We start from the raw sequence: 12325 nt of genomic DNA, 5'->3' as shown, positions 1-12325 counted from the left end.
GCGGTCTCCTTCAGTCTTCGAAATCAAAGCTGCGTTCCTGGCCCTTGGCCAGCACCTTGCGCAGCCACGGCGGCGGCGAGCCCTTCAGCACGTCTTCGAGCTTGACGCAGAGGTCGTCGATCGCCTCGGGCTGCGCCACTTTCATCGGGTGGATGTTGTTGGCAACGACCCGCGCAGCGCCCGAGCCGCCGATCGCGGCGACATAGAGGATCGTGCAGTCCTTGATCGCCTCGATCTTCGGCGCCAACTTGTCCTCGTTGCCGTCCTCCTTGAGGTCGCCGTCGAACTGGATTGCCTCGACGAAGCGATGGCCGTCCGGATTGACGTCATAGATGGCGATGTTCTTGGCCCAGCCGAAATGCGCGTCGACGCGCTTCAGGTCCTGGGTGGCAAAGGCGACTTTCATCGATCTGGTCCCTCTTCTTCGTCAATGCAATTGCGGTGGGACGACCTGGAGGCCGGCGTCCGTGGTCCGCCAGGTGTCGGGCGTCGCCTGGTGGTTATCCTCGCGGTCGGCAACGACAAGATTGGCGAGGTCGAAGATCAGATCGCGCGTGCCGCGGTAGCCGACCGACATCTGGTGCCCGGCGCCGAGCCGGTCGAACATCGGAAAGCCCGCGCGATAGAACGGGATCTTCAGCCGCGAGGCCGCCTGGCGGCCGTGCGAGTGAGTGATAAGGAGATCGCAGCCGCGCGCCTTGGCGAGATCTTCGAGGTCCTCGAGATCGCCGATCAGGACCTCCTGCGCCTTGACGCGTTCGAGCACGGGCGAGAGTGTCGTGGTCACCGCCGCCGCGACCTCGGCGCCCATCTCGTGCAGCATGCTCGACAGATCGAACAGCAGGTCCGGCTCGGCGCCGATCGCAAGCTTGCGGCCGCCGATGTGGAAGTGCGTATCCAGCATCGCATCCGCCAGCTGGCCGCGCTGCCGGCGGTACTTCGCGGGAACCGGCCGGCCGCTGATCTCGCTCAGGAACGCGATGAACTCGTCGTTGGGGATGAGGCCGCAGAGCCGCTCGAACAGGCGGAACGGCACGCCGGTCTTCTGCTGCATGGCCTCGGCCGCACGCTTCATCTGCGCGCCGACCGCAATGGTCCAGCCCGCCTGCCCCATGGTGGCGATCTCGTCGACCCCGATGCCGCCAATCGTGGTGGGCGTGAACTCATCCGGGATGTGTCCATCGAGCGAGCCGGCGAGATCCGGCAGGAAGGACGGCTTGAGCCCGAAATCCTCGATGATCGTGCGCAGCTCGTCGAGATCGCCGGGCGTGAGATGGCAGCCTGGCAGGACGTTCACGCGTGTCGGATCGTGCGCCGTTCCCGCCTCGACCGGATCGACAAGAACCTCGACCATGCGCGCCACCGTCTTCTCCCAGCCGTCCTGGAAGGCGTCCTTGAAATCGGGCGTCGAGACATACACCAGCGGGAGCTTTTCGAGCTGCGCGTGCTTTTGCCGGATCAGGCGGATAAAGCCCTCGACGTCGTCGCCCTTGGTCTCGGTGACGCCGGTCGAATTGATGCCGATGATCTCCGGCTTGGTACGATTGTAGATATTGAGAATCGCCAGCTCGACATTCTCATAACCACCGAGCACGGTCGCGACCTCGCTCATCGCGGTGGTCTGCATCGGCACAGCTTCCTTGAAGTGCCGGACGAACAGCGTCAGGCCGAACGAGGTACAGCCCTGTGAGCCGTGCAGCAGGGGCATCGCGCCGCGCAGGCCCATGAAGGCGAAGGAGCCGCCGATCGGCTGGCTCATCTTGAGCGGATTGACCGAGCAGGCCTTCTTCGAGGTGGTGACGATCGCCATTTGCTGCGCCCTACTCCGCCGCCTGAAGGACGGGGGCCGGCTGGGCGGCCAGGATGTCCTCGACCCGCCCCTTGCAGGCGCCGCAACCGCCTGAGGCGTTGGTATGCTCCTTTACCCCGTCGACGGTGGAGAGGCCGTGGGCGGCAATCGCATCCTCGATGGTGCCGAGGTCGACCGTCTTGCAGTGGCAGATCTTCTTGGCGCGCCGGACCTCCTCGGCGCGGACCGGATCGGCGGCGATCTCGGCGGCCTGGGCATCCATCTGCGCCATCGCCTTCGTCTGCCAGTTGACGCCCGCATCGTCCCATGGCGCCGGCTTGCGGAGCTGCGCCCACATCGGATTGTAGAGCGCCTTGTCGATCTCCTCCATCAGCTTGACCATGCCGATGTAGCCCATATAGCCGTGGCAGCGCTCCTGGTTGATGTCGAGCCAGGGCATCGCCGCTTTCAGCGCGACGAACTGCGACTTGCCGCCGGACAGCATGATGTCGGCGCTCGCGTCCTTCAGCATCTTGTACATTTCGCGCGGCGTCATGTCCTCGATCATGTGGGCGTCCTGGCCCATCAGCTCCTTGATCCGCTCCTTGTCCTCCTTGGTGGACTTCTTCACGGACGTGCCCACGATCTCGAGCCCCGCCTCCTGGAGCGCGGCGACCACCGACCACGACTTCACGCCGCCGGTGATCAGCAGCACCTTCTTGTCCTTGAAGCGCGGCTTGAAGCGCTCGATCGCAGCCCAGGCCTTGGCCTCCTCCCGGGCGATCACCGCCTCGGTGCGCTCCATCAGCTCCGCCGGCGCGCCACGCTCGATCAGCATGCGCGCGATCTCGCGCAAGGAGTCGCTGGAGTCCTGGATGCCGTAGAACGAACCCTCGAAGAACGGAATGCCGTAGCGCTCCTCCATCTTGCGTGCGACATTGATCATCGCCTTGGAGCAAACCATCATCGCCGCCCTGGCGCGGTGCGAATAGGCGAGCTCACGGTATTTCCCGTCGCCGGAGATGCAGGAGAGGATGCGGATGCCGAGCTCATCAAGCAGCGGCTTGATCTGCCAGAACTCGCCGGCGAGGTTGTATTCTCCGATGATATTGATGTCGTAGGGCGTGGTGTAGTCCGGCTCCTCGGTACCGATCACATGCTCGAGCAGCGCTTCGCCGGCGAGCTTGTTGCCGAGGTTTTTCGGCCCGACGAAGCCAGGCGAATTGACGGGAATGACCGGCTTGCCGAACTTCGTCGCCGCCGCCTTACAGACCGCGTTGATGTCGTCGCCGATCATGGCGGGCACGCAGGTCTGGTAGACGAAGATCGCTGGCGGATCATATTTCTCAATGACCTCCCTGATCGCCTTGTATAGCCGCTTCTCGCCGCCGAACACGATGTCGGTCTCGTTCATGTCGGTGGTGAAACTGCGCCGCCAGAGATCGGATCCTGACGAGGCGCTGCCGCGGTTGTCCCAGGAATTGCCCTCGCAGGCGATCGGGCCGTGAACCAGATGGGCAACATCGGTGAACGGCTGCAGCGCGATCTTGGCACCGTCGAAGGCGCAGCCGCCGGCGGCCCCTCCCGGCTGCAATTGCTTGGTGCAGCCCTTCTTGCGCTCGGCTTCCGTCTTGTTGGCGTTCTTGCCGCAGCCCGGCTCGTTGAAGACGTCCTGGATGGTGGCCGACAGCGAGCTCATTCGTCTCTCCTATTCCCCGACCCGCTGCGCGAGCTCTGTGCCCCGCAGTCTCGATCGCTCTGGCTAGACTTGTCGTCCGCCGCCGCCCCGTTTTCCGAGGCGGCGGCAGCTCTTTCGCGACGTCAGCGGATGATGTCGAAGCTGTAGTCGGTCTTGGCCGGTACGTTGGTGTTCTTGTCGATCTCGTCGAAAATCTTGTCGAGGATCTTCACCAGCACATTCATTCCGCCCTGATAGCCCCACACCGGATAGCGGTGGTGATGGTGGCGATCGAACACCGGGAAGCCGATGCGGATCAGCGGCGTGCCGGTATCGCGCTCCAGGTACTTGCCGTAGGTGTTGCCGATCAGGAAATCGACCGGCTCGGTGAACAGCAGCGAGCGCATGTGCCAGAGATCCTTGCCGGGATAGGCATGGCAGTTCTTGCCGAACGGCGAACTGGCAAACAGCCCTTCCATCTTCTCCGCCCAGGCCTTGTTGCCGTTGGTGGAGAGTACATGGGTCGGCTCAGCGCCGAGCTCGAGCAGGAAGGCCGCCAAGCCGTAGCAGAGGTCCGGATCGCCGTAGATCGCGAACTTCTTGCCGTGGATATGCGCGCTGGAGTCGGCCATGGCGTCGACCAGGCGACCGCGCTCCTGCTCCAGCGCCTTCGCGATCGGCTTTCCGGTGATGCGCGAGAGCGTCATCAAGAACTCGTCTGTCGCACTGACTCCAACCGGGTGATTGAAGGCCGCGACCTCGTGGCCGTGGTTCTCGATGAAGGGCAGCGTCTTCTCCGTGCAGTACTGCTGCATCGAGATGGTCGCTTTGGCATGGATCGCGTTCGCGGCGTCCTCCAGCGTGGTGCCGCCGTCGTACATGCGGAACTCGCCGTCGGTCGGGGTGTCGAACACGTCGCTGTTGTCGGCAAGGATCGTGTATTCGATTCCCATCAGCTCGAAGATCCGCTTGATCTCGCGGATGTTGCCGACGGTGTAGCCGTCGAAGCCGCCGATGAAATTGACCTTGCCGTTCTCCTTGCGCTCGAGCTTCGGCGCGGTGCCGGCCTTGCCGTCCCAGAAGTGCTCCAAGATGCCCTTCAGCGCATTATCGTAGCCGGTGACATGGCTGCCGACAAAGGCCGGCGTATGGGCGAAGGGAACGTCGTACTCCGCCGGGACTGAACCCTTCTCCTTCGCGGTCTTGATGAAGGCGTTGAGGTCGTCGCCGATCACTTCCGCCATGCAGGTGGTGGAGACGGCGATCATCTTCGGCTTGTACATGTTGTAGGTGTTGGCGAGCCCGTCGATCATGTTGTTGAGGCCGCCGAACACCGCCGCGTCCTCCGTCATCGAGGACGAAACGCAGGAGCTCGGCTCCTTGAAGTGCCGCGACAGATGGCTGCGGTAATAGGCGACGCACCCCTGCGAGCCATGCACGAAAGGCAGCGTGCCCTCGAAACCGACCGCGACGAACACCGCGCCCAGCGGCTGGCATGCCTTGGCGGGGTTGACGGTCAGCGCCTCGCGAGCAAAATTCTTCTCGCGATATTCGGGCGTCTTGGCCCATTCCCTGATCCGCTCGACTTCCGCGGGATCATGCGGATTTTCGAACAGCGTCTTCTTGTTGGCCAGCATCTGCTGGTATTCCGGACCTCGGAACAGCTCGAAGTGATCGAGCACGTGTTCTGCATTCTGTGTCATCTTGGCACCTTCGTTGGATTTCGTGTTCGATCGCCAGTCCTCAGGCTCTTCCCGAAAGCATCGGGAAGAGCCTGACGTCGCCTCTGTTATTCCGCCGCCATCAAGCTCGGCCGCGGGGCATCCTTCCAGGGTGCCTTGGTCTTCTTCCAGATCGGGGAGTTGATCGCCATGTCCATGTCGCGCGCGAAGATCGCGAACCCGTCATAGCCGTGATAGGGACCGGAATAGTCCCAGGAGTGCATCTGGCGGAACGGCACGCCCATTTTCTGGAAGACGTACTTCTCCTTGATGCCGGAGCCGACGAGATCGGGCTGGATCTTCTCGACGAAGCGCTCGAACTCGTAGCCGGTGACGTCGTCATAGATCAGCGTGCCGTCCTTGACGTAGTGCTGGGCAGTGCGCTGGTAGTCGTCGTTGTGGCCGAACTCGTAGCCGGTGCCGACCACCTCCATGCCGAGGTCCTCATAGGCGCCGATCACGTGGCGGGGACGCAGGCCGCCGACGAACAGCATCACGGTCTTGCCTTCGAGGCGCGGGCGGTACTTGGCGATCACCGCATCCATCAGCGGCTGGTACTTCGCGATGACGCGCTCGGCGCCTTCCTTGATCTTGTCGTCGAAGAAGCTGGCAATCTTGCGCAGTGATTCCGCGATCTTGGAGGGGCCGAAGAAGTTGTACTCGCACCAGGGAATACCGAACTTTTCTTCCATGTGGCGCGAGATGTAGTTCATCGAACGGTAGCAATGCAGGACGTTGAGCTTCGCCTTAGGCGTTGCTTCCAATTCGGCGAGGCTGCCGTCGCCGGACCATTGCGCGATCACGCGCAGGCCCATCTCCTCAAGCAGGATGCGCGAGGACCATGCGTCACCGCCGATGTTGTAGTCGCCGATGATCGCGACGTCGTAGGGCGTGGATTCGAAGGCCGGCTTTGCCTCCGGGTTGACCTTGTCGAAGATCCAGTCCCGCACGGCGTCGTTGGCGATGTGGTGGCCGAGCGACTGCGAGACGCCGCGGAAGCCTTCGCAACGCACCGGAACGATGGTTTTGCCGTCGTACTCCTTGGACTTCACCTTCGACACCGCCTCGATGTCGTCACCGATCAGGCCGATCGGGCATTCCGACTGGATGGTGATGCCGTGATTGAGCGGGAACAGCTCCTGGATCTCGTCGATGATCTTGGCGAGCTTCTTGTCGCCGCCGAACACGATGTCCTTCTCCTGGAAGTCGGAGGTGAACTGCATCGTGACGAAGGTGTCGATGCCGGTCGTGCCGATATAGTAGTTGCGGCGGGCGGCCCAGGAATACTGGCCGCAACCGACCGGTCCGTGGCTGATGTGGATCATGTCCTTGATCGGACCCCACACCACGCCCTTGGAGCCGGCATAGGCGCAACCGCGGATGGTCATCACGCCGGGTATGGACTTCAGGTTCGACTTGACGCCGCAATCGGACTTGCCGGCCTCGTGTACGTTGAGGTGCTTGGCGCGACGCTTGGCAGTCTTCTCCGGATAGACCTTCAAGACTTCGTCGATCAGTTGCTTGTTGCGGGCCTTGATCTCCGCGACGCTCTCTGTGGTTGCTAGGCTCATACGAATATCCTTCGGTTATCCCTGTGCGAGGGGTCGGACGCCTCCTCCGAAGCGCCTGATAGACGATCGACAGGCCTCACAACGCGACCTGTCCCGATGTGGTCACTCTGCTCTCCTTCGGCCGATTGCCCTCAACCGGCGCGCCGCTCTCGCGATCTCTTTCCGCGAGGTCGCGTTGCATAAGGACTTTTGCAACGAGTGTGCCAGCCTTCGCCGAAGACAAAAAACGAAGCGATTGGAGAGAGATAGCTCAGCTCCTCGTCTTTGTTGCAAACCCGACATCGCTTCATGCCGACATGTGCGTGCACGGACGGCTGTTCGAAACAAAACAATGCGCGCGTCGCCAAATGACGTTGAACATGCATTTTCCTGTACGGCAGGACCGATCCGCGCTGCGGTATGGAGCTTGCTTGACGCCTTTGACCAACGCATTGAGGCGCTCATGCAGTTCGAACCGAGATTTCAGCCGACCGGAACGCCGGCGACAATATTCGTGATCGAGCGCGAACAGGTGGTGCGATCCGCGCTCCACTATATCCTGCGTGAGCGCCACCGGACCCGCGCATTCGCATCTCTCGACGAGGCGGCGGCCGGCGTCATGGACGCGCCCGATGCGGTGCTGCTGGGAGTGTCATTTCTGCAGGAACGGCGTGACGTGTTGCCGCCAGCGCAATCCTGGCCATTCGGCAGAGCCGCGATCCTGCTTGTCGCCGACAGCAATTCGGATCCGCTCGCACGGCTGTCTTTCGAACATGGCGTTTGCGGGATTATTCGCAAGCCGATCTCGTTCGACTCCGTCTGTGATGCGGTCGATCGGGCGCTGGCAGATCCGACCTCTCGCGACGGCTCATCGCGCCTCATCCACGCAGCCTCTGGCTGACGACTGATCAGTCACCGACCCCGGAGATATTTCATGACCCCATCCCAGCCAACGCCGATCGACGACATCATCGAGAACTTCGCCCTGCTCGATGAGTGGGATGATCGCTACCGCTATGTGATCGAGCTCGGTCGCAAGCTGGCGCCATTTCCCGAAGCGCGGCGCACTGACGCCAACAAGGTACAGGGCTGCGTCAGCCAGGTCTGGCTGGCGACCACCGTCGAGCACCGGGACGGGCGGCCATTCCTCAGCTTTGCCGGCGACAGCGATGCTCACATCGTCCGCGGCCTGGTCGCCATCCTGATTGCGCTTTTGTCCGGGCGCTCCGCGGCGGAGATCGCCGGCGAAAATGCCCTGGCCCTGTTCGAGCGCCTCGGACTCGGCGAACACCTGACGCCACAACGCTCGAACGGCTTCCGGTCCATGGTGTCGCGGATGCGGGCCGACGCGACCGCAGCGCTGGCGGAAGCCGTGTGATATCCGGCAGCGCGTCAGGCAGCGTCGAACGCGGTCCCCATTCGCGCCATTTCGTGGCCGCGCATGATGACGAACACCGAGCGAGCCACGAACTCGACCGTGTAGTAGACCTCGCCGAGGAAGCGCCAGCTCTCGCGGACGACGCCGGCGTCACCGGGATGCACCAGCGGCTCGCCGATGTCCTTGTGCGGATACATGCCGTCGTTCCTGATCACGGCCGCGGCGCGGATCGGCTCGCCAGGCGAGAACTCACCGGTGAACCGCCGTTCCATGTTCCGCACCGCACGGCGTCGATGGGCATCGCATACGATTCGGGCCACGGGCCGTGGTTTGGTAGCGATCTGGTCGCTCATGAGAACATCTCCTGGGCCTTGACCAAGGCCTCGGCCAGAGCGTCGACCTCTTCCATGGTGTTGTAGAGCGCGAACGAAGCACGACAGGTCGCGGTCACCCCGAAGCGATCGAGCAACGGCATCGCGCAATGGGTGCCCGCGCGCACAGCGACGCCCGAGCGGTCGATGACGGTTGCAAAGTCGTGGGCGTGGGCATTCTTCATCTCGAACGACACGACCGGCCCCTTGTCAGTCGCCGTCCCGATGATCCGCAACGAGTTGATCCCGCGCAGCCGTTCCTGGGCGTAGGCCAGGAGGCTGCTCTCGTGCCGGCGGATTCGTTCCTTTCCGATCGATCCGACATAGTCGATCGCGGCGCCGAGGCCGATCGCCTGCACGATCGGCGGCGTGCCGGCCTCGAAGCGGTGCGGCGGTTCGCCATAGGTGACGGTGTCGCGGGAGACCTGGCGGATCATCTCTCCGCCGCCGTTGAAGGGCGGCATGGCCGACAGATGCGCGTACTTGCCATAGAGCGCACCGATGCCGGTCGGCCCGTACAGCTTGTGTCCGGTAACGACGTAGAAGTCGCAGTCGATGTCTCGGACATCGACATCCATGTGGACAGCGGCTTGCGAGCCGTCAACCAGGACAGGGATTCCGCGTGAATGGGCGAGGTGAACGACCTCCTTCACTGGGATGACGCTGCCGAGCACGTTCGACATCTGGGTGACGGCGACCAGCCTGGTCCGCTCGTTCAGCAGCTTTTCGAACTCGTCGATCAGAAAACTGCCGTCGTCGTCGACCGGCGCCCATCTGATCACGGCGCCCTGCCGTTCGCGCAGGAAGTGCCAGGGCACGATGTTGGCGTGGTGCTCCATGATCGAAAGCACGATCTCGTCGCCTTCGCCGATCCGCTCCCGGCCAAACGTCTGGGCCACGAGATTGATCGCCTCCGTGGCACCGCGGGTGAAGATGATCTCCTCGCGCCGCTCCGCGTTGAGGAACTTCGCGATCTTGTCGCGCGCGCCCTCATAAGCCTCAGTGGCGGCGTTGGCGAGGTAATGCAGTCCGCGATGCACGTTGGCGTATTCGCTGGTGTAGGCCTCGGTTAGTCGGCTCAGCACGGCCTTCGGTTTCTGTGCCGAGGCCGCGTTGTCCAGGTAGACCAGCGGCTTGCCGTGCACCTGCATCGACAGGATCGGAAAGTCCTGCCGGACGCGATAGACATCATAGCTTCCGTTGCTGACCGCCGGATGCATGGGATCATTCCCGCCCCTTGAGCCAGTCGAGCATCTTGCTCGACAGTGCCTCGCGCAGATCATCCCGCGCGACGGCGTCGATCACCTCGCCGACGAAGGCCTCGATCAGCAGCGCTTCGGCTTCCTTTTCCGCTATGCCGCGGGCCATCAGGTAGAACTTCAGTTGATCGTCCAGCGCGCCGGTGGTGGTGCCGTGGCCGCACTGGACGTCATCCGCGAAGATCTCGAGCTCCGGCTTGCAATTGGCTACGGCTTCGTCGGACAGGAGCAACGCCCGGGCCATCATCCTGGCATCGGTCTGCTGCGCGCCCGGCTGCACCGTGATCCTGCCCTGGAACACCGCGCGCGCCTCGTCGTCGACCACCGCCTTGAACACCTCGCGGCTCTGCGAGCCTGCGGCGGCATGATCGACGGTGAGTGTGGTGTCTGCGTGCTGCCGGCCGGACAGAAGGCTCGCCTGGTGCACACTGGCGATGCTCCCCTCGCCGGCCAGTCTCAGGAAGAGCTGGTTGCGCACCACGGCGCCGCCCGTCGTGAACCCGAACTCACGGTAGTTCGCGCGCGCACCGATCGACGCCTCCAGCGTCGCGATGTGCAGCGCAGCCGCACCTTCGCTCGTGATCTTGATGTGATCCAGGCTGGCCTTGTCACCGACGTCCACTTGCAAGGCCGCATTGACCTGGTAGTCGGACTGATCCGGTCCTTCATGCGTCTCGATCAGCGTCAGCGAGGCGCCATTACCGAGCTCCAGCCGCGATCGCGTAAACATCGCCGCCGGCGCAGCACTCGTCGTTACGAAGACGAGATGAATCGGCCGCGCCACGACGGCACCGGCGGCAACCGTGATCACGACACCGTCGCCGGCGAGCGCGGTGTTGAGTGCCGCAACCGGATCGGTCCCAGCCATCCCCAATGGGAGAACCATTTCCTCCGCCGCCAGCGCCTCGACCGTCGCACGAATGGCGACGCCGGCTTCGAGAGCAGCGAGATCGGAGAGTTCGGGCACGAAGGCGCCGTCGACAATCAAGAGCCGCCGAACGTCAAGACCGGCGAACACCGCCCCGGCTCCGCCGGCCGCGGTCTTGGCGGCCGCATCAGGTCGAGACGCCAGCGGCTTGGCATCGCGCACCAGGCGCCGCAGGTCGGTGTACTTCCACGCCTCAACGCGGGAGTGGGGCAAACCCTGGGCCGCGAAGCGATCGAAGGCATCAGACCGGATCGCCTCGGTGCTGCTGCCGCCGGGCAGGTCCTTTCGCACAGCAGCGAACAGATCGGCCAGGCCGATTTCGGCGGCGGTCTTCACGGCGCGGATCTCGGCATTCATGGGATCACGCCGCCTCGCTCTGATACTGCGCGTAGCCCGTTGCCTCCAGCTCGAGCGCGAGCTCCTTGCCGCCGGTCTTGACGATACGGCCCGCCGAGAGCACGTGCACGACGTCGGGCACGATGTAGTCGAGCAGCCTCTGGTAGTGGGTGATCACGATCATGCCGCGGTCGGCCGCGCGCAGGCGATTGACGCCGTCAGCGACGATGCGCAGCGCATCGATGTCCAGGCCCGAATCGGTCTCGTCCAGCACGCATAACTTCGGCTCCAAAAGCGCCATCTGAAGCGTCTCGTTGCGCTTCTTCTCGCCGCCCGAAAAGCCGACATTGAGCGGCCGCTTCAGCATCTCCGGGTCGATGCTGAGCTGCTTGGCGAGATCCCTCACCCGCTTCAGCACGTCCGGCGAAGACAGCTCCTCCTCGCCGCGCTTCTTGCGCTGGGCGTTGAGCGCGGTTCGCAGGAATGTCAGCGTCGCAACACCAGGGATCTCGAGCGGGTATTGGAAGGCCAGGAACAGCCCCTTGGCGGCCCGCTCGTCGGGGTCCATGGCAAGCAGATCCTCGCCGTTGAAGAACACTTCGCCGCCGGTGATCTCGTAGCCCGGCTTGCCCGACAGCACGTAGGACAGCGTCGATTTGCCGGCGCCATTCGGGCCCATGATGGCGTGGATCTCGCCCTTGTTCACCGTGAGATCGAGACCATTGAGAATTTGGCGACCGTCGATCTCGGCCTTCAGTCCGCGGATGTCGAGGAGCGCCGTCATCATACTTCTCCTTGCCTGTTGGGTCCGAAGATGGTCATCCGACGCTTCCTTCCAACGAGATCGAGATCAGCTTCTGCGCTTCCACCGCGAATTCCATCGGCAGCTGCTGCAGCACGTCCTTGACGAAGCCGTTGACGACGAGGCCGACGGCCTCTTCCTGGCTGAGCCCGCGCTGGATGCAGTAGAACAGCACGTCCTCGGAGATCTTCGAGGTCGTCGCCTCGTGCTCGAACGTCGCCGAGGAGTTCTTGGCCTCGATGTACGGCACGGTGTGCGCACCGCATTTGTCGCCGATCAGCAAGGAGTCGCAGGCGGTGAAGTTGCGCGCGCCGATGGCTTTCCGGTGCGCGGTGACGAGACCGCGATAGGTGTTCTGCGACTTGCCGGCGGCGATGCCCTTGGAGATGATGCGGCTCGACGTGTTCTTGCCGAGATGGATCATCTTGGTGCCGCTATCGACCTGCTGGAAGCCGTTCGAGATCGCGATCGAGTAGAACTCGCCGCGCGAATTGTCGCCGCGCAGAATGCAGC

12 protein-coding genes are annotated in these 12325 nt (G+C 63.4%); 2 read left to right on the top strand and 10 right to left on the bottom strand.

All coding sequences use genetic code 11. The annotated features are described in order from the left end of the window. Window positions 1-10: 10 nt before the first annotated feature. The 5 genes from nifX to nifD all read right to left on the bottom strand — a co-directional run bounded on the left by nifX (window position 11) and on the right by nifD (window position 6759). Entirely contained in the window at window positions 11-406 is a 396-nt protein-coding gene (nifX, locus tag JQ635_RS06115) for a nitrogen fixation protein NifX (RefSeq protein ID WP_100178669.1), read from the bottom strand. A gap of 21 nt (window positions 407-427) precedes the next feature. Then, entirely contained in the window at window positions 428-1810 is a 1383-nt protein-coding gene (gene nifN / locus JQ635_RS06110) for a nitrogenase iron-molybdenum cofactor biosynthesis protein NifN (protein ID WP_211408980.1), read from the bottom strand. Between the two features lie 10 nt (window positions 1811-1820). Then, a complete protein-coding gene (nifE, locus tag JQ635_RS06105) occupies window positions 1821-3488 on the bottom strand; it encodes a nitrogenase iron-molybdenum cofactor biosynthesis protein NifE (RefSeq protein WP_211408979.1) in 1668 nt (555 codons plus the stop codon). Between the two features lie 122 nt (window positions 3489-3610). Next, window positions 3611-5170 (bottom strand): nitrogenase molybdenum-iron protein subunit beta, encoded by a 1560-nt coding sequence (gene nifK, locus JQ635_RS06100; RefSeq protein WP_211408978.1) that lies wholly within the window; start codon window positions 5168-5170, stop codon window positions 3611-3613. An 86-nt stretch (window positions 5171-5256) separates the two neighbouring features. Then, on the bottom strand, window positions 5257-6759 hold the full coding sequence (nifD, locus tag JQ635_RS06095; protein WP_131870822.1) for a nitrogenase molybdenum-iron protein alpha chain: 1503 nt from the start codon (window positions 6757-6759) through the stop codon (window positions 5257-5259). A gap of 331 nt (window positions 6760-7090) precedes the next feature. Between nifD and JQ635_RS06090 the strand changes: the two genes are divergently transcribed. Further along, window positions 7091-7639, top strand: coding sequence for a hypothetical protein (locus tag JQ635_RS06090; protein ID WP_211408977.1), 549 nt, complete (start codon window positions 7091-7093; stop codon window positions 7637-7639). 33 nt (window positions 7640-7672) lie between these two features. After that, a complete protein-coding gene (locus tag JQ635_RS06085) occupies window positions 7673-8116 on the top strand; it encodes a SufE family protein (protein ID WP_211408976.1) in 444 nt (147 codons plus the stop codon). A 14-nt stretch (window positions 8117-8130) separates the two neighbouring features. Here JQ635_RS06085 and JQ635_RS06080 read toward each other — a convergent pair whose 3' ends face one another. The 5 genes from JQ635_RS06080 to JQ635_RS06060 all read right to left on the bottom strand — a co-directional run. Then, window positions 8131-8388, bottom strand: coding sequence for a nitrogen fixation protein NifZ (locus JQ635_RS06080; RefSeq protein WP_211408975.1), 258 nt, complete (start codon window positions 8386-8388; stop codon window positions 8131-8133). Window positions 8389-8465: 77 nt separating this feature from the next. Beyond that, window positions 8466-9707: a cysteine desulfurase gene (locus tag JQ635_RS06075; protein WP_211408974.1), complete on the bottom strand. Its 1242-nt coding sequence runs from the start codon at window positions 9705-9707 to the stop codon at window positions 8466-8468. Between the two features lie 4 nt (window positions 9708-9711). Beyond that, window positions 9712-11031, bottom strand: a complete 1320-nt coding sequence (gene sufD / locus JQ635_RS06070; protein ID WP_211408973.1) for a Fe-S cluster assembly protein SufD — start codon at window positions 11029-11031, stop codon at window positions 9712-9714. Window positions 11032-11035: 4 nt separating this feature from the next. Then, window positions 11036-11794 carry a Fe-S cluster assembly ATPase SufC gene (gene sufC, locus JQ635_RS06065; RefSeq protein WP_211408972.1) on the bottom strand — a complete coding sequence of 253 codons (759 nt, stop codon included), beginning with the start codon at window positions 11792-11794 and terminating at the stop codon, window positions 11036-11038. A 34-nt stretch (window positions 11795-11828) separates the two neighbouring features. Further along, window positions 11829-12325 (bottom strand): SufD family Fe-S cluster assembly protein (locus JQ635_RS06060; RefSeq protein WP_211408971.1); only part of this gene is annotated, 497 nt, incomplete at its 5' end.

The organism is Bradyrhizobium iriomotense (assembly GCF_018130765.1).
Classification (GTDB): Bacteria; Pseudomonadota; Alphaproteobacteria; order Rhizobiales; family Xanthobacteraceae; genus Bradyrhizobium; species Bradyrhizobium iriomotense_A.
The sequence above is the reverse complement of the archived record's forward strand: the minus strand, read 5'-3'. Positions and strand labels throughout refer to the sequence as shown.